This window comes from Nostoc sp. C052 (assembly GCF_013393905.1).
Classification (GTDB): Bacteria; Cyanobacteriota; Cyanobacteriia; order Cyanobacteriales; family Nostocaceae; genus Nostoc.
Genome location: NZ_CP040272.1, coordinates 7,341,496 through 7,359,648, shown reverse-complemented (window position 1 = coordinate 7,359,648; position 18,153 = coordinate 7,341,496). Strand labels below are relative to the sequence as shown.

Annotated in this window: 17 protein-coding genes and 1 tRNA gene; 7 read left to right on the top strand and 11 right to left on the bottom strand. The window is 42.2% G+C overall.

Features of this window, described 5'->3' with window-relative positions; all coding sequences use genetic code 11:
- The first annotated feature begins 121 nt into the window (after positions 1 to 121).
- Positions 122 to 250, top strand: a complete 129-nt coding sequence (locus FD723_RS43215) for a hypothetical protein (RefSeq protein ID WP_256874972.1) — start codon at positions 122 to 124, stop codon at positions 248 to 250.
- 80 nt (positions 251 to 330) lie between these two features.
- Here the strand turns inward: FD723_RS43215 and FD723_RS30380 are convergent.
- Positions 331 to 415, bottom strand: a tRNA-Ser gene (locus FD723_RS30380).
- Positions 416 to 494: 79 nt separating this feature from the next.
- On the opposite strand from FD723_RS30380, the gene FD723_RS30375 reads away from it, so the two are divergent.
- On the top strand, positions 495 to 866 hold the full coding sequence (locus FD723_RS30375; RefSeq protein WP_179068665.1) for a DUF2237 family protein: 372 nt from the start codon (positions 495 to 497) through the stop codon (positions 864 to 866).
- An 84-nt stretch (positions 867 to 950) separates the two neighbouring features.
- Here FD723_RS30375 and FD723_RS30370 read toward each other — a convergent pair whose 3' ends face one another.
- The 4 genes from FD723_RS30370 to FD723_RS30355 form a co-directional block, all read right to left on the bottom strand.
- Positions 951 to 3,071, bottom strand: coding sequence for a response regulator (locus tag FD723_RS30370; protein WP_179068664.1), 2,121 nt, complete (start codon positions 3,069 to 3,071; stop codon positions 951 to 953).
- Between the two features lie 4 nt (positions 3,072 to 3,075).
- The gene (locus FD723_RS30365; RefSeq protein ID WP_179068663.1) at positions 3,076 to 3,648 is read right to left on the bottom strand and encodes a chemotaxis protein CheB; all 573 of its coding nucleotides are present in this window, start codon (positions 3,646 to 3,648) and stop codon (positions 3,076 to 3,078) included.
- A 93-nt stretch (positions 3,649 to 3,741) separates the two neighbouring features.
- Positions 3,742 to 3,834, bottom strand: a complete 93-nt coding sequence (locus FD723_RS43210; protein WP_256875236.1) for a hypothetical protein — start codon at positions 3,832 to 3,834, stop codon at positions 3,742 to 3,744.
- Positions 3,835 to 3,965: 131 nt separating this feature from the next.
- Positions 3,966 to 5,495: an ABC transporter permease subunit gene (locus FD723_RS30355; protein WP_179068662.1), complete on the bottom strand. Its 1,530-nt coding sequence runs from the start codon at positions 5,493 to 5,495 to the stop codon at positions 3,966 to 3,968.
- A gap of 79 nt (positions 5,496 to 5,574) precedes the next feature.
- On the opposite strand from FD723_RS30355, the gene FD723_RS30350 reads away from it, so the two are divergent.
- Positions 5,575 to 6,330: an amino acid ABC transporter ATP-binding protein gene (locus FD723_RS30350; protein WP_179068661.1), complete on the top strand. Its 756-nt coding sequence runs from the start codon at positions 5,575 to 5,577 to the stop codon at positions 6,328 to 6,330.
- A 64-nt stretch (positions 6,331 to 6,394) separates the two neighbouring features.
- On the opposite strand, the gene FD723_RS30345 is transcribed toward FD723_RS30350, so the two are convergent.
- Both FD723_RS30345 and lipB read right to left on the bottom strand, forming a co-directional pair.
- On the bottom strand, positions 6,395 to 6,595 hold the full coding sequence (locus FD723_RS30345; RefSeq protein WP_179068660.1) for a hypothetical protein: 201 nt from the start codon (positions 6,593 to 6,595) through the stop codon (positions 6,395 to 6,397).
- A 336-nt stretch (positions 6,596 to 6,931) separates the two neighbouring features.
- Complete coding sequence (gene lipB, locus FD723_RS30340) at positions 6,932 to 7,624, bottom strand: lipoyl(octanoyl) transferase LipB (protein ID WP_179068659.1); 693 nt, start codon at positions 7,622 to 7,624, stop codon at positions 6,932 to 6,934.
- 620 nt (positions 7,625 to 8,244) lie between these two features.
- Between lipB and hpf the strand changes: the two genes are divergently transcribed.
- Entirely contained in the window at positions 8,245 to 8,889 is a 645-nt protein-coding gene (hpf, locus tag FD723_RS30335) for a ribosome hibernation-promoting factor, HPF/YfiA family (RefSeq protein ID WP_179068658.1), read from the top strand.
- 49 nt (positions 8,890 to 8,938) lie between these two features.
- On the opposite strand, the gene FD723_RS30330 is transcribed toward hpf, so the two are convergent.
- Positions 8,939 to 9,397, bottom strand: a complete 459-nt coding sequence (locus tag FD723_RS30330) for a peroxiredoxin (protein WP_179068657.1) — start codon at positions 9,395 to 9,397, stop codon at positions 8,939 to 8,941.
- 118 nt (positions 9,398 to 9,515) lie between these two features.
- Between FD723_RS30330 and FD723_RS30325 the strand changes: the two genes are divergently transcribed.
- The 3 genes from FD723_RS30325 to FD723_RS30315 all read left to right on the top strand — a co-directional run bounded on the left by FD723_RS30325 (position 9,516) and on the right by FD723_RS30315 (position 12,442).
- The gene (locus tag FD723_RS30325) at positions 9,516 to 10,643 is read left to right on the top strand and encodes an acyltransferase family protein (protein ID WP_179068656.1); all 1,128 of its coding nucleotides are present in this window, start codon (positions 9,516 to 9,518) and stop codon (positions 10,641 to 10,643) included.
- A 292-nt stretch (positions 10,644 to 10,935) separates the two neighbouring features.
- Complete coding sequence (locus tag FD723_RS30320) at positions 10,936 to 11,634, top strand: CAP domain-containing protein (protein WP_179068655.1); 699 nt, start codon at positions 10,936 to 10,938, stop codon at positions 11,632 to 11,634.
- Positions 11,635 to 11,734: 100 nt separating this feature from the next.
- Positions 11,735 to 12,442: a hypothetical protein gene (locus tag FD723_RS30315; protein WP_179068654.1), complete on the top strand. Its 708-nt coding sequence runs from the start codon at positions 11,735 to 11,737 to the stop codon at positions 12,440 to 12,442.
- Positions 12,443 to 12,630: 188 nt separating this feature from the next.
- On the opposite strand, the gene FD723_RS30310 is transcribed toward FD723_RS30315, so the two are convergent.
- From FD723_RS30310 to FD723_RS30300, 3 genes are all read right to left on the bottom strand, one after another.
- Positions 12,631 to 14,013, bottom strand: coding sequence for a carotenoid oxygenase family protein (locus FD723_RS30310; RefSeq protein ID WP_179068653.1), 1,383 nt, complete (start codon positions 14,011 to 14,013; stop codon positions 12,631 to 12,633).
- A 71-nt stretch (positions 14,014 to 14,084) separates the two neighbouring features.
- A complete protein-coding gene (locus tag FD723_RS30305) occupies positions 14,085 to 14,534 on the bottom strand; it encodes an RpiB/LacA/LacB family sugar-phosphate isomerase (protein ID WP_179068652.1) in 450 nt (149 codons plus the stop codon).
- A 300-nt stretch (positions 14,535 to 14,834) separates the two neighbouring features.
- Complete coding sequence (locus tag FD723_RS30300) at positions 14,835 to 18,026, bottom strand: efflux RND transporter permease subunit (RefSeq protein ID WP_179068651.1); 3,192 nt, start codon at positions 18,024 to 18,026, stop codon at positions 14,835 to 14,837.
- Positions 18,027 to 18,153 lie beyond the last annotated feature (127 nt).

Genomic DNA, 18,153 nt, shown 5'->3' with positions numbered 1-18,153 from the left:
GAGATTCAATTTAGGCAATGTTTAGTAACTACTCTTCACAATCATCAAGGTTTTGAACGACGTTTTTTAGCGTTTCTTATAATGGCCACTCTCAAAGAAACAGACCACTGGGAACGATGACATGCCCATCCGCTTGGCTTCCCTAAATGTGGGAGATGAAAGTATGTGGTTCTTTGGTGCTTCTGTAAATTGGGGACTGTGTTTAATTGCATCCCCTATTCTGTTCTTTGAAGGCGGTTATTTAGTCTAAATTTCAGATATGCTTCTTACTGAACCTGAGTATTTGTAGAACTATGGTTCAAACTATATATTTAGACTTAGGCTTGAGAACGGAGAGGGGGGGATTCGAACCCCCGTTAAGTTTCCCTAAACAGACTTTCCAGGTCTGCGCCTTAAACCACTCGGCCACCTCTCCAGGTGCCACAAGTTACGATCATACTATAGAATTCTAAAAAATGCAAAGATAAAGAAAGATATTCTAGATTGAATTAACTATGACAGACGCTAAAAATGTAATCGATGGAAACCTAGAGGTTTGTTGTACTTCTCCCGTGACAGGATTTTACCGCGACGGTTTTTGTCGTACAGGTGGTCAAGATTTCGGGTCGCATGTCGTATGTGCCCAAGTAACACCAGAATTCTTGGAGTTTACCAAATCGCGGGGAAACGACCTTAGCACAGCTGTTCCTGATTTTAATTTTCCTGGATTGAAGCCTGGCGATCGCTGGTGTTTGTGTGCTTCTCGCTGGCAAGAAGCTCTGGAAGCTGGTGTTGCCCCACCTGTAATACTTTCAGCAACTCATGCCAGAGCTTTGGAAGTGGTTTCTTTAGACGAACTGAAAAAACACGCTCTAACTTTGTCTTGATTGGGCATTGGGCATTGAAAAGAGGCAGGGTGCAGGGAGCGGAGGGGAAAATTCTTCTCCCAGTCCCCAGTCCCCAATTCCAAATCAACTCACTGGAACCTCCAGAGGCAGTTCTAATATATTGGCGACCGCAGCAATCAATTTATTAGGGTCAATTGGCTTAGATAAATGCTGCTGAAACCCTGCTGAAAGTACTTCCAAGCGGTCTTCTTCTCGCGTGTATGCTGTTAACGCGATCGCTGGGATGCGTCCGCCTTTTTCTGGTTCTAAAGAGCGTAGTTTCCGAATTAGTGTATAACCATCTTGCTCTGACATGCCGATGTCGCTAATTAGGATATCTGGTTTTGTTTGTTCAAGTACTGCTAGGGCTTCATCAACCGATCCTACCGCAGTGGCAAAAGCCCCATATTCCTCAAACATAAAACTGAGAAAGTTACGGGTATCTGCCTCATCATCTACAACTAAAACTCTTAATCCAGCCAGGGGTGTAGATGCTACAGGAGATGAAATTTTTCCTGTTGCTTCTCTATTTCCCCTATTGTCTTGTAGTAGTGGTAGTCTCACTGTAAAGGTTGCTCCTTGTCCACTACCTGAACTTTGGGCAAGGATTGTACCCTTATGCAGTTCTACTAGATGACGGACGATCGCGAGTCCTAGTCCTAAGCCATTGTGCGATCGCGTTGTGGTACTGTCTGCTTGGCGAAAACGCTCAAATACTTTGGGTAAAAACTCGGAACTGATACCAATGCCTGTATCGATAACTTGGATTTGAGCATACTGGGATTTTGAATTTGGAATTTGGGATCTTAGATTACTGTTTTCATCAGTGTTTGAAGATTCTAAATTTTCACTATCAGATCCCAATCCAAAATCTGAAATCGAAAATCCAAAATAGGTTGACAGCTTAACTTCTACTTTGCCACCTTTAGGGGTAAATTTAATGGCATTAGTTAGTAGATTCCAAACTATTTGCTGTAAACGGGCTGGATCGCCATAAACTGACCCGACCGTTGTATCCAGCACAGTACTTAATTGAATATCTTTTGGTTCTGCTAGGGGACGCACTGCCTCTAAGGCTGCCTCCATCACCGAGATTAGATTCACCGCAGATACGTTTAACCGCAACTGACCGCGGATAATCCGGGATACATCCAAGATATCCTCAATTAGCTGCATCTGAGATATGGCGTTGCGTTCGATCGCCTCCAAGGCGCGGGAAGTGGCTTTGTCGTCAAGTTTCTTGGCGCGGAGGATTTTTGACCAGCCTAGCATCGAGGTTAGGGGTGTGCGGAGTTCATGGGAGAGAACAGCCAGAAACTCATCTTTCATCCGATTTGCCGCTTCTGCTTCTTGTCTAGCAGTCTGTTCTCGAATTACTTGAGCGCGGACTTCTTCTGCTTGTTTGCGTTCAGTGATATCTTCAAGAGTGCCTACATATCCCAGCAATTCTCCTTGACTGGAAAGCATCGGTGATGAGCGGACTTGAACCCAACGGATGCTAGTTTGAGTAGTTTGAAAGCGAAATTCTTCTGAGTAGTCCCGACCTTCGCAAATGTAAGCAGACCAACTGGCGATCGCTCGTTCTCTATCTTCTAGATAAACAGATTCCAACCATCTCTTTTCTAAACTTTCTGCCGCTTTCAAGCCACAAATTGTCTGATAGCGGGGATTAGTATATTTACAGTTGCCTTCAGTATCAGTTTCAAAAATGCCTACGGGTGAGCAGGTACTTAGCGATCGGAATCGTTCTTCACTTTGTCTGAGTTCAGTATTCACAGCTACCAGCTGCGCTGCTTGTTCCTTGACGGCTTCTGTTTTCTTAAAAAGTTCTACAAATACTATGACTTTAGAAGTCAAGATATTGGGGTCTAATGGTTTGAGCAAATAATCAACTGCACCCAAGGCATAGCCTTTAAACAGCATTTGGTCGCTGGTGCTAAAAGCAGTGAGAAAGATAATTGGAGTGTGACGCGATCGCCCCCGATTGCGAATTAGGGTAGCAGTTTCAAAGCCATCCATCCCAGGCATTTGCACATCCAGCAAAATCACTGCAAAGTCTTGATGCAGCAGACACCGCAAAGCTTCTTCCCCAGAAGTAGCTCTCACAAGATTTTCCCCTAGTTTTTCTAGGATTGCCTCTAGTGCCAACAAATTTTCTAGTTTATCATCCACTAGGAGGATGTTGACTTTGGGTTCCATCTGCATCGGTTTATTTCTGTGATGAATGACAAAGTTTAACCATCTGAGAAGCAATGTTTGAGAGTGTCAAAATCCAGTCTACTGTAACAGCAGAAATTGCTGCTTCTGGCATAATGTCGCTCTCCGCCGTGGTAGGTTCTTGTACAATAGTAATTCCTCCCCGCGCTTTTATTTTCTTAAGGCCCTGCATACCATCTTGGTTTGCTCCTGTCAATATTACACCAATAACTTCCTCTGTGTAGACATCGGCTGCCGACTCAAACAGCACATCAATAGACGGTCTGGCATAAGAAACAGGTTCATCAGTCGAAAGGGCAAAGTGACCTGGTTCAACCAGTAAATGATAATCTGCTGGAGCTATGTAGATATATCCTGTTTGTATTTCGTCCTTGTCTTCCACTTCGCGAATTTTCAACAAAGTGGATTCTTGCAATAAATCTTGGAGGGTGTTACTAGACTCTTTATGACGGTGTTGCACGATCGCGATCGGCACAGGAAAATCTACTGGTAAATTCCCCAGGATAATTTTCAATGCTGATAATCCGCCTAAAGAAGTACCAATTACTACAATTTTAAACGACACTTGTTTCGCCCTAACACCTGCAGAATGTGGTTTACATAAATGGCAAAGGCTCTTTTATCCTGAATCAGTCAGTGTTTTCTTGCTTCTTTGCTCTTACGAGTCACTCATGTTTAGATGCAAAATCATTGCTATGAGAAACAACAAGATTTGCAACACCACAATGCTACCCCCAATTTTACCATTGATATGATAGCCGATGTAAGTAGATATAACACGAGAAAATACTCCAATTGCTATTGCAATTCACTATCATATTTCCGAAACACTCTGTTAATAAATAAGCTGTTTTATCTCATCTATTGAGGTATTAAGACACCCTAATTAAAATTATTGTTATCATATTTCTTCTGGCTTTTCACTGGATTCATCCACACTTCTAAGCGACTAAATGCCTGTGAAGAAAGTAACGTTAAACATAAATAAACCACCGCTACACCTGCGTAAATCTCAAAGGCACGATAATTGTCAGCAACAATTAACTGTCCTTTACGTAGTAATTCCTCAAACCCAATCACAGAAACTAAGCTAGTATCTTTCAACAAACTGATAAACTCATTACCCAAAGGTGGAATCATCCGCCGAAAAGCTTGGGGAAAGATAATATAAATCATGGTTTGTATAGAACTTAAACCTAATGATTGTGCTGCTTCTGCTTGTCCTGTTTCAATTGATTGAATACCCGCACGGACAACCTCGGCAATATATGCAGCACTATTCAAACTTAAGGCAATTACTCCAGCAGTGAGACGATCGAAAGTAAATGTCAAACCAACTTCTTGCAAAATTGCAGGTAATCCAAAGTAAATCATAAAAATTTGCACCAACAAAGGCGTTCCCCGGAAAAAATCTACATACGCCCTCGCCACCCAACGCACAGGCGCAATATGAGAAAGGCGAACAATACCAATTAGGGAACCGCCAATTAAACCAAATACTACAGAAAGTATCGTTAATTGCAATGTTACTAATGCACCCTGCAATAGACTTGGTAAAGCCTGCAAAATCACGCCAATTGAAGTTAATATTTTAGGCGCACCAGCGTTATTTTGATTTTCAAATGGCGATTTAGTTGGTAATAGAGGTGGTTCAACTTTAAACCATTTTTGATAAATTTTGGAATAAGTACCATTTTTCAAAACCCTATCTAAACCATTATTTATTAATGCTAAATTCGGTGAATTTTTAGCTGTAGCAATCCCGTAAAACTCCTCCGTCAGCAATTGCTGTACTACTTTAATTCCCTGGAGATTGCCCGTATTAATTGCATATAAAGTAACAGGTGCATCATTAATTACCGCATCCACATTTCCATTAAGCAATTCTTGTAAAGCTAAAGGCGCTGAATCAAAACTGCGAATTTGTACCCCAGGAACACCTTTAGCCTTTGCAGCCCCAGTTGTACCAATTTGTACCGCAATTTTTTTATTTTTGAGACTGTCAAAACCAGTAATATCTTGATTATCTGTGCGAATTGCGATCGCTAACCCAGCCTTAAAATAGGGGCGGGAAAAAGAAACAGCCTTCGCCCTCTCCTCAGTAATCGTGATCGAACTAATGGCTGCATCTACCGTTTTGGCTGCTAAAGCTGGAATAATGCCATCAAAAGGCAGACTTTGAAAATTCACTTTAAAGTTAGCAGCAGTAGCGATCGCATTCATCAAATCAATCGAAAAACCCTGCAACTCACCACCTTGTCCTTTAAACTCAAAAGGTGGAAACGCAGGTTCCGTAGCAACCCGCAGAGTTTTCCCCGCGCTAGAGTTCACACCACAGCTAACCAGTAACAAACAGCTAAAACTTATAGCTAGAAATAAGTGCAGCCAACGGATAAAACTAAATTTAGCCATATTATTTTCTCTCTTCCTCTGCGCCTCTGCGGTAGCCTGAAAACCTTACAATCAACTGTAAAGCAGCTTAATACAAGTAATGAACAATACCATCCCTGCGATTATTTTTGACAATATCGAAAAAAACTTTGGTTCCCTGAAAGTTCTCAAAGGAATCACTGGCGAAATCAACCGGGGAGAAGTCGTTGCAGTTATCGGTTCTTCTGGTTGTGGTAAAAGTACCCTACTACGCTGCTTCAACCGCCTAGAAACCATTGACAACGGGCATTTAATCATCAACGGAATCAACTTATCTAGGCCCACTGTCAACTATAGCCAACTGCGGGAACTACGAACACAAGTAGGCATGGTTTTCCAGCAATTCAACCTGTTTCCCCATCTCAGCGTCCTGGAAAATATGACACTCGCACCTCGGAAAGTCTTGGGTAAAACACCGAAAGAAAGCGCCCAACTAGCGAGATTATATTTAGAAAAAGTTGGCCTATCTGACAAAGCCTCTGCTTATCCCGAACAACTTTCTGGCGGACAAAAACAACGAGTAGCGATCGCCCGCAGTTTATGCATGAATCCCCAAGTTATGCTATTTGACGAACCCACCAGCGCCCTAGATCCTGAACTCGTCGGCGAAGTTTTGCAAGTGATGCAGCAATTAGCCTCAGAAGGGATGACAATGGTGGTTGTCACCCATGAAATGCAGTTTGCAAAAGAAGTAGCCCATCAGGTAATATTTTTAGATAAAGGTATTGTGACAGAACAAGGCCCAGCTTACGAAGTACTGACTAATCCCCAAAGCGATCGCCTACGTATTTTCCTCAGTCGCCTCAACGTTAGATAGTTAAGAGTTAGGAGTTAGGAGTTAAAGGCTTCTTTTATACTCATAACTCATAACTCATTACTCATTAAAGGTACTCGCGTAAGAATTCAAAGGGATCGTCTTCCCAACAAGGTTCAGGTATCAGCCAAAACAAGCTACCACTGATGTCGGCTTCAATTTCATCACCGTCGTCTCTATCAAATAGTTCTATCAAAGCTGTCCAATCACGTTCTCTCAGAGACGTTAACGATGGGGCATATACCTGGAGATTATTTGAGTAATTCACGCGCAAAATTGTGCTTTACAGCCGTAAAAAGTTAGTATAGAAATTTGTAAATAATCAAATTTTAGCTTCGACAATCGCAGTTAAATAGTAGTTCTAGTTTTTATACCCAGTTTTAAAATAAAAATTGTATTGAGACGCATAGAGCCAGACACAAAGCCTTCATAGCCTAAGTCTTGCGCTTCTAAATATGGGTTATTTCTGCCTACTGCTTCCTACCTCTTACCTCTTACCTCTTACCTCCTGATTTTGATACTATTAAACATTGACTGCTCTCACAAGTGTCTCACAATTTAAATCGGACTACTATAGTATTTCTTACATAATTACAAGCTGAATTTACTCAGGCTGGAAAAATTCTTGAGGTTGAGATTCGATTAATTCCACACCAAAGACTTCCGCAAAGGACTGTGCTACATAAAAACGCACTTCTTGGCAGGTGATACCTGGAATCCATTCGACTAAACTGCCTACAGGTTTATCAGAAATACCGCAGGGTACAATGCGCTCAAAGCCTGTCATGTCTGGACAAACATTTAATGCAAAGCCGTGCATAGTAACCCAACGGCTGACTTTAATCCCAATCGCTGCAACTTTTCGCCCTTGTAACCAAACGCCAGTAAAAGCCGGAATTCTTTCTCCCTGCAAACCATAAACTGCCAATACACGAATGATTACTTCTTCGAGTTGCCGTAAATACCAATGAAGGTCTTTACGATAACTTTGCAGATTTAAAATTGGATAGCCTACCAATTGGCCAGGACAATGGTAAGTAACCTCGCCGCCTCTTTCAATTCGATGCACATCATATAAACTTTTGTCAATATCAAATTTGAGAAAATCTGAGTTGCTTCCTTGTCCGAGAGTATAGACAGGTGGATGCTCTAGTAAAATTAACACGTCATCTAGATTAGGGTCATGGATGCGCTCAGTGAGGAGCGATCGCTGCCATCCATGAGCTTTTAAGTAAGACATTAATCCTTGGTTATACAACAAACAACGGTTTTTCTCTGATTTAATACTATGAATCATGCCGAAAATCAACTGTAATAAGGACTAAATATATTTCAAGTTACAGGATTAGAGTCAAAAAATATTAAGCTTTGCAAAGGATTTTAAAGGAAAGTCAAGGGAACCTGCATTAGAAAATACAAAGTGCTAGGTTGAATATTAACCTCAATAGGTTTTTAGGAGGAATTCTCTGCAATAAGCATCATGCCAAGACGATAAAGACGAATGCACTGGCTGATGATTCTCATAAAATTGTTTGCATTTCAAACAGGATCAAACTTCCACAAAGACTTGTATTATTTAACAACAGCAAGCAAACTTCAACCGAACACAGAAGGAGCAACTATCAACAGTTCTGTAAGCGTTGCTTTCAAGAAGAGGGTACTCATAGGAGCTACCATTCAGATTGCCTCACCTAAGAGTTCTAAGTGGATATCGAATTGGATATCAGCGCAGAGATAAGGAGGTAAATCAAGGGTATACTTGACAACAACTCAAATGCAGGAAGCTGAGAGACAGCTTACCAGCACTATATACAATATAGTTCACAATTTGTTTTGGCGGGAATAATAAACCTTACCGCAATTTCTTTTCATACAAAGCAAATTCACACATCCAAATATTCAGCGGGAGAGTATTACATGAAGCTTGTCATCCACGGCAAAAATATTGAAATCACCGATGCGATTCGTGAGTATGTACATCAAAAGATTGAAAAAGCAGTTAGTCACTTTCAGAGCCTTACAAATGAAGTGGATGTGCATCTTAGCGTCGCCCGGAATCCCCGAATTAATACAAGACAAGCAGCTGAAGTAACTATTTATGCTAACGGTAGCGTGATTCGTGCCGAGGAAAGTAGCGAAAACCTATACGCCAGCATTGACTTAGTTGCAGATAAAATTGCCCGTCAACTGCGGAAATACAAAGAACGGCGCCAAGACCAGAAAACTCAAGCTCTACCAACAGAAGTAGTTGTTGCAGAGACGGTAGTTACAGATTTAATTGGCGATCGCACTCCCGAATTACCCAACGAAGTTGTCCGCACCAAATATTTTTCTATGCCACCGATGACCCTTGCAGAAGCCTTGGAACAGCTGCAACTCGTAGGACACGATTTTTATATGTTCCACAATTCTGAAACTGGAGAGATTAATGTCATTTACGAACGTAACCACGGCGGTTATGGCGTAATTCATCCCCGCAATGGTAACGGTCATACTAACGGCAAGAATGGCAAGGCAAGCCACGCTAATATTGTTATGCCGGAAAAGTCGCATTCTAAATAGGGAGTAGGGGGATGAGGGAGAGAGTTTCCCAATCCCCAATCCCCAATCCTTATTTTGCAATCTGTTGCAAAGTTTTCAGTGCTTCTTCAACATGACCTTTAAAGTTAAACATTGAATCAAAAACGTATTGCACAACTCCCTGTTGGTCAATGACGTAAGTAACGCGACCAGGGAATAAGCCAAAGGCTGCTGTTGCGCCATATAGCTTTCGTACTTGGTCGCCTTTGTCAGTTAACAGAGTAAAAGGTAGATTGTATTTCGCAGCAAATCGCTGGTGAGATTCACTGGAATCAGCACTGACGCCGACAACTTCAGCGCCAGCGGTTTTAAACACTTCATACTGATCGCGAAAAGCGCAAGATTCAGCCGTACATCCAGGTGTATCATCTTTGGGATAAAAATATAAGACAACAGCTTTGTTGCCGCGAAAGTCTTGGAGGCTTACTGTTGAGCCGTTTTGGGCAGGTAGAGTGAAATTAGGAGCGGTATCTCCAACTTTGATTGGCATAGCAAATAGTGGTAATTACTTAACAAAATTTTACCTTGTATCCAAGTTTATAAATTTTGCTTGATTACCTGCATCAAGGGGAGTAGCTTAGATACTCATCTAACACAAAATTCCGCTTATGCGCCTGACTTCATTGGATGTTTTTCGCGGCATTACCATCGCGGCGATGATTCTCGTCAATATGGCGGGTGTCGCAGATGATGTATATCCTCCCTTAGCCCACGCCGATTGGCACGGTTGCACACCAACTGATTTGGTATTTCCCTTCTTTCTGTTCATTGTTGGTGTAGCGATGACTTTTTCGCTGTCAAAATACACTGAAGGCAATAAACCAACCTCAATTGTTTACGGGCGGATATTGCGCCGTGCGGCCATTCTCTTTGCCTTGGGATTGCTATTAAATGGCTTTTGGAATCAGGGTATTTGGACTTTTGATTTGAGTAGCATTCGCATTATGGGAGTGTTGCAGCGCATTAGCCTTACCTATCTGCTGGCTTCTCTAGCTGTTCTCAACCTTCCGCGTAAAGGTCAATGGATACTTGCAGCAGTTCTACTTATCGGCTACTGGTTAGCGATGACGTATTTACCAGTGCCAGAATACGGTGCGGGAGTTTTGACGCGGGAAGGTAATTTCGGTGCTTATGTTGACCGCCTGATTATTCCCAAAGCACATTTATACAAGGCTGATGGTTTCAAATTCATGGGAGATCCAGAGGGACTCTTCAGTACTATTCCTGCCATAGTAAGTGTCCTCGTTGGCTACTTCACTGGTCAATGGATACGCAGTCAACCTGTACAGTCACGCACAAGTACAGGTTTAGCATTATTTGGAGTTGGTTGCTTAATTATCGGTTGGGCGTGGGGGTGGACATTCCCTATTAACAAAAAGCTGTGGACAAGTTCTTATGTGTTCTTTAGCAGCGGTTGGGCATTACTGTTGCTAGCAGCTTGTTATGAATTCATCGAAGTCCGGTTGATGCGTCGCTGGAGTAAGCCTTTTGAAATTATGGGCTTAAATGCGATCGCTCTTTTCGTTGCATCAGTTTTGTTGATTAAAATCTTAGTCAAAACCACTATTGGCGCTGGCAAAGACGCTCCCACTACCTACAATTGGATTTACCAGAATTTTTTCGCATCTTGGGCGGGGGTGCTGAATGGTTCCCTGTTATTTGCCCTAGTCACTGTGTTGTTGTGGTGGGCTGTTGGTGTTCTAATGTATCGGCAACGCTGGTTTCTGAAAGTGTAAATTTGCAAGCAGGCGTCAGAAATTAAAAAGATTTTGGTTATTATTTACGTTTTATTGTTGTTAATGTTACAACAGGTATTAAGTGATGGATTTGTAACACTTTAGGAACAAAGGTAAGTACAACTTTATCTATAATTACTGGCGCTTTAATCTGCGCTTTCTTTGGCAAACTCATTTAAGTTCTTGATATCGTTTCTAACGTTGGAAGCTTCCACAGATTTATCTGTGCGTTGAAAATTCTTATTTCTTCTAATTCACTAAATTAATCCATAGAAAAATTGTGAGGTAATGTATGCGTCGCATGAAATTTTGGGTATTTTTGCCAATTGCCTTGATATTGGGCTGCTCAGATCAACTTTTGCAATCTAACCCCTCTATAGCCAACCCTAATCCAGCAATACAAACTAGTCCAACTTTGTTAGCAAAGGCGAGTTATCTTTCACCACTAGAACAACAGGTAATTGTTGAGACAAATAAGGTCAGAACAAATCCTAAGTCATATCTCCCGATTCTGGAAAACTATAGAAAGCGTTTTGAGGGGAACCGAGTCAAAATTTCTAATAATACTTATTTGCGAACTCAAGAAGGAGTTAAGGCAGTTGATGAAGCGATCGCATTTCTGAAATCAGCACGTCCTATAGGAGCCTTGAGTGCATCAAAGGGTATGTCTTTAGGAGCAAAAGACCACGTTAAAGACCAAGGCCCAAGAGGTGTTACAGGTCATGATGGTAGCGATGGTAGCAACCCTTTTACTCGCATCAATCGCTATGGTAAATGGCAAACAACCGCAGGTGAAAATATCAGTTATGGCCCAAACACCGCTCAAGATATCGTTATGCAATTAATTATTGATGATGGTGTGCGCGATCGCGGTCATCGAAAAAATATTTTTAACGGCGCTTTCAAAGTTTCTGGTGTTGCTTATGGAACTCACAAAGCATACAGAACAATCTGCGTGATTGACTACGCTGGTGGATATCAGGAAAAATAACTTGAAGTAGGGAATGGGAAAATCGGGGATAAAAAACGAATGTCTATTGCACCATTCCCAATTAAAAATCTAAAATCTAAAATCTAAAATAGTATTGTCTATGTCTAAATATTTTCTTGCGATTATAATATTTTTTACTTTTTTGGTTGTTGTTCTAAATATTTTATATTTTCAATGGGAAAACAAAAAAGAACAGCAAAGAACTGAAAAAATTAAACTTATTGCTGCTCAGTTAAAAATAAATTTCTTAGCAGAAGACAGTAACAAGATTATGCAGCATTTACATAATTTTAGACTATTCAAGCAAGGAGGGAGAAATCTAGTTACAAATATATTGTCTAAAGAAGTTAAAAACTTGAAGATATACATTTTTGAATATAGATACTCAATATATAGTACTAAAACCAAACACGAACATTGGCAAACAATAGCTTTTTTGTACGATCAGAATATGCATCTTCCTAAGTTTTTATTAAAACCAAAAAATATTTTAGATCAAATCAGTCATTTTTTAGGATATCAGGATATCAACTTTGATAAATATCCCAGATTTTCTGAACAATATCTGTTGCGGGGAAGTGATGACAAAGGGATTCGTCAGATATTTACTGACAATGTACTTTCTTTTTTTGAAGCCAAAATAGGATTTTACCCAGCTATACAAACAACACCATGTCTAGAGTCAGCAGACGCCTGTTTGATTTATTACCGTGAAAATATACGCCTTGAACCAGAACAGATTGAATTATTCTTACAAGAGGCGATGGAAGTTTTTGATTTATTGAGAGCAAAAATATCCGACAACTAAAGGATAATGTCAAAATTATCCTAAACCGAATAATTTTGCGATCGCAGGCAATAATTTATTACCGGCTTCCACCAGGGATGCGATCGCAGGTAAACTAGAAAATATCCTTTTCAAGGCTCAACGTTGAGGTTCAAAGACGCGATAAATCGCGTCTTTTGTTTTAAGCGAATAGTATTGTCTACCTAACGTTATTCCCCCGCAACCCAGGTACCATGAAACCCATAAGGCACTCGCTGGGGAATTATCACCCGCGCTACAGGTTCAGCAGTTATATCTTGGGCATTCACAACTACTAATTCTGAAGTATCTTCACCCTCATCATGGACGAAAGTTATAAGCCAACCATCATCCTCAGCCGTTGCACCAGGACGCGGCGCAAACACAGCTTCACCGCCGTAGCGTCCTTCTCCGAAGTTATGGGTTTGGGATTTTCCACTGCTGAAGTCGTACTTAATAATACCTTCAAATAAAGGTAGGGGATTGTTCGCCATTTTGTTAGTGTAGCCATATCGGGTTTGTCGCCCCAATAGGTTTTCGTTAACGCGGGGAAATTCGGAAGCGACATCATCTAACATTTCTTCACGCACTGTTCCCGTGCTGAGGTTGAATCGCCAGCGATACAAACGGGGGATATTTCCTTCTGGGTCAAGTTGTGACTCATCAGAACTCAAAACAGTAGTAGAACTCATGCGACAAGCAATCAGCACTACTTCGTCTCCGTCTTCGTAGGCGTTGAGGGTATGGAAAACGTAGCAAGCGGGACTCTCAAACCAGCGGATATTACTGTTGTCACCGTGGCGTGGTAAGATACCGAAACGACTGGAGCGATCGCGCTCAAACATCATTACAGGTTCTCCCCGTTGCGCCCTTTCAAGATTAAAAGTCAGGGGCAAATCCATGAAAATGGTGTAGTTTTCAGTGATGGCAAAATCATGCATCATCACCCCTATAGGCAACTCAATTGGCACTGTCCGCAACAGTTCGCCTTGTGCTGAAACCACACTATATTGTAGGTACGGTGGCACAAACACAGAATAGCCAAAGAAGATCATTTCCCCTGACACTGGGTCTACTTTGGGATGGGCTGTGAAAGCAGAAACCAGTTTGCCATTGTAGGTATACTCGCCAATAGTATCTAATTCAGGAAGCTTGATGGCGTGAGGTTTACCCCCCTCGTTCAGTGCCAACATCTGACCAGCGTGCCAGACTAAGGCGGTGTTGGCAGTGTTTTTGCGGGGGCCGTGGGGGTTATCCATTTGCGGTGGTTCTAACAATCCACTCCAGAGAGCCTTACCTGCTTCTCGTTCTTTTTTCCATCCGGCTGTCTGGACGTAGCGGTTACGATAAGTGGCTACGCCGTTGCTAATTTGCACACCATGCAACATCCCATCTCCATCAAACCAGTGATATTGACCGATGGGTGTCCATTGAGGGTTAGGGCCATTCCGTACAAACATCCCTGATAGTTCCAGGGGTAATTCACCGATGACTGACAATTTGCCGGTGGTGATTTCTTCATGGATTGGAGCGAAGTTGCGATCAAGATAGGGATTGACTGCTATTGTTACCATTGTGCTGATTTAAATGTAAATTTGGGTTTGCCATTATGCTGATTGTGGAATTTTTGCAATCAGTCTACAAATTAAACCTTTTCTTCTAGCTGTTTAATTCGTTTGATTTGCAAAAGGTTCCACTCATCTTCAGAAAAAGGTGTGCTAAACCAGGTATCTAATATTTCTTTAGCGATCGCTTCTGTAGTTGCACGTAAACTTAATACAAGAACGTTCGCATGATTCCAGATGCGGGCCCCGCGTGCCGTCTCAGCATCATGGCACAATGCTGCACGTATCCCAGAGACTTTGTTGGCGGCTATAGATGCACCCGTACCAGTCCAACAAAAGACAATTCCCTCATCTGCTTTTTGAGTTGCTACCGCCGAAGCAACTTTACTACAGCTAACAGGCCAATCGATTTCAGGATCATTCTCGGCTAGGGAACCAAAGAGTATAACTTCATGCCCACGCTGCTTAAGTTCTTCCAGTACCCTATCAGTAAGGTTGGTGCGTTCATCACTGCCAATAGCAATTTTCATGCATTCCCCTTTGAAATTAGTCTTCCCCATCTCTTCATACTACGATGTTTATAGGGGGAGCATCTCAACGAAAGTAAAAATACCAAGCGATTAGAAATCGCGGCTACACAAACCAAGTCCGCCTGCGCGGACTCAAGAAATTGGAAACCCACGGAGGTGGGTTTTGTCTGTATAGCCGCGAATTCCATTCGCCAGGGCAAGGTGTGTTTTTACACTCATTGAGATGTTCCCGTTTATAGGAGACAGGGAAGAGGAACATAGACGACAGAGAAAAATTAATTACGAATTACGAATTACGAATTAATCTTCAGATTTGGTTGAATATACCGCAGTGTTACCATTCAATGACACTGCTTCTGCTTGTAGTTCTTGATCCCGATTTGGTTTGATAAATCTCTCTGTTGTCGTCTTAATTACGATATACAAAATCGGCACTACAAACAAACTCAAGAAAGTCGCGATTAACATTCCTCCAAATACTGCCGTCCCCAAAGATTGGCGACTACCTGCACCTGCACCTGTGGCTGTAGCCAATGGAAAAATTCCCAATAGTGTAGAAAAGGCAGTCATCAAAATTGGGCGTAACCGCTCTTGTGAAGCCTCAATTACTGCCTTAGTCAGAGAAAGTCCTCGCTCTCGTAATTGGTTAGCAAATTCCACAATCAAAATCGCATTCTTACTAGCTAAACCAATCAACATTACTAATCCAATTTGACAGTAAACATCATTGGTAAAACCCCGTAGAGATTGAGCTACAAGCGCTCCAAAAATAGCTAAGGGAACTGATAACAGAATGATAAAGGGATCGACGTAATTCTCGTATTGAGCAGCTAGTACCAAAAATACAAAGACTAATCCTAATCCAAATATCAAAGGTGCTAAACCAGCCGAGTCTATTTCTTCTAATGCCGTTCCTGACCATTCGTAACCATAACCTGCTGGTAAAACTTCTTTAGCAACTTTTTCCATTGCCTTAATTGCGTCTCCAGAACTAGAGCCGGGAGCAGCCGCACCATTGATTTCAATTGAACGGAAAAGATTGTAGTGATTTATCGTTTGCGCTCCCACAGTTGACGTAACTTTGACTAAGTTACTCAAGGGAATCATCTGATTCTTTTGGGAACGAACGTACAGTTTACCAATATCCTTAGGGTTAGACCGAAACTGTTGATCTGCTTGGATATACACGCGATAATTACGCTGTTGCAGATTGAAATCATTCACATATTGTGATCCTAAAGCAGTTTGTAATGTACTAAAGACATCATCTATAGAAACTTGCAATGCTTTAGCTTTATTCCGGTCTACTTCCACAAGTAATTGTGGTGTATCTGCGGCAAAAGTACTAAATACAGCTTGTAATCCTGGTGTTTGATTGGCTTGACCTAGCAACTTACCCATCGACTGCACCAGATTTTCTAAGCCACTGTTACCTCTGCGGTCTTGCAATTGAAACACGAAGCCGCCAAAGTTTCCTAAACCCTGAATGGGTGGCGGATTCACAGGAAATACCCTGGCTTCTGGAATGGACAACAACTTACCCTGCAATTTGCCAATAATTGCCTGTACTGATTGATCGGGTCTTGAGCGCTCGTCCCAAGGTTTTAAAGTTGTAAAGATGATGCCGCTATTAGCGGTGCTACCACTAAAACCAAATCCACCGATCGCAAAAGTCCCTAACATTTCTGGAATTTGCAGAATTTCTTTTTCTACTTGTGCAATCACATCGCTGGTATATTGCAGCGAAACCCCTTGCGGCCCTTGGATAATTGTGATGAAGTAGCCTTCGTCTTCGTCTGGGAGAAAGGCTGTCGGTACTGTGGTGTACAACCAAGCGGTCATTCCCAAGGAGACGATAAACAATCCAATGACAATACCTTTGATGTGTGTGAGAAAGGTTAGCGATCGCTCATAACTTGACCTGACCCATTCCAAAAACCGATTAATTAGGTCAAAAAACCAGCCAATCCACCTTGGAGGTCTTTGTCCTGGACGCAGCAGCAGCGCACACAAAGAAGGTGTTAAAGTCAAAGCCAGAAATGTCGAAATCGCAATGGAGAAAGCGATCGTCAGCGCAAATTGCCGATAAAGTGCGCCTGTGGTTCCTGGAAAGAACGCCACTGGCACAAACACCGCCATCAACACTAGTGAAGTGGCAATAACCGCGCCAAACAGTTCCGCCATTGATTCACTCGCAGCTCGGCGAGGACTAATTCCTTTATCCTGAATAAAGCGACTGATTTGCTCCACCACGACGATCGCATCATCTACCACCATCCCCGATGCTAAAGTTAGACCAAATAGAGTCAAACTATTGATCGAAAAGTTAAAAACTTTGACGAAGGCAAACGTCCCAATTAAGGAAAGTGGAATGGTAAGTGCCGGAATTAAAGTGGTTCGCCAATCCTGCAAAAACACAAAAATTACAATTACAACCAGCACCACCGCTTCAATCAGAGTCTTGATCACTTCCGCCAAGGACTCTTCGACAAACATTGTTGTGTCAAAAGCTACCTGATATTTCAGCCCCGGCGGAAAACTCGGAGCTAATAGCGCCAGTTCAGCTTTGACTCCCCTAGCTACATCCAAAGCATTACTACCAGGAACCTGATAAATCCCTAACCCGACAGCATCATTGCCACGAAATCGTAGAAATGAACTGTAGTTTTCTGCTCCTAGTTCCGCTCTCCCGACATCTTTGAGTTTGACTAGTGTGCCATCATCTCCAGTTTTCAGGACAATCTCTTCGAATTCTGATGGTTCTGTTAATCGGCTGACAGCACGCACATCAAGTTGATACCTTTGTCCTTTTGGAGCCGGTTCTTGGCCAATTCTTCCTGCACCAACTTGCAAGTTTTGTTCTGAAAGAGCATTGGCAACATCCTCAGTTGTTAGTCCCCGACTGGCAAGGCGACTCGGATCTAACCACAGGCGCATTGCGTAGCGGCGTTCACCAAAAACTTGAGCATTGCTCACGCCTTTGACTCTTTTTAAGGCATCTGATAAGTAAAGGTCAGCATAATTACTTAAGAATATATTATCATACTCTTGATTCTCAGAGTATAAGCCAATTGCTAAGAGAATATTGCTAGACTCCTTTGATACTTGCACTCCTGTGCGCTGCACGGAGTCTGGTAGTTGCGGTTGGGCAACGGAAACACGATTTTGCACATCCACAGCAGCAATATCTTTATCCCGTGTTGAATCAAAGGTAGCTGTAATGGTACTAGTACCATCGTTACTGCTGCTGGAAGTGAGATATCTTAATCCCTCAACCCCGTTGATCTGCCTCTCTAAGATATTCGTCACCCCGCTTTCTACAACTTCGGCACTAGCTCCGCTGTAGTTAGCTCTCACACTGATTTGAGTAGGACTAATTTCTGGGAATCTTGCAATCGGTAGTGTGGGAATACTGATTAATCCTATTAGAAGAATAGCGATCGCGCAGACCGATGCAAAGATTGGCCGCTTAATAAAGAAGTCAACAAACATAGGTTACAAAATTGGGCTTTGGGTATTTGGTATTGAGAATGGGGCATTGGGCATTGAAAAGATGCAGAGGGGCAGGGTGCGGGGGGTGGAGGGGAAAATTCTTCTCCCTGCTCCCTACCCCCCTGCT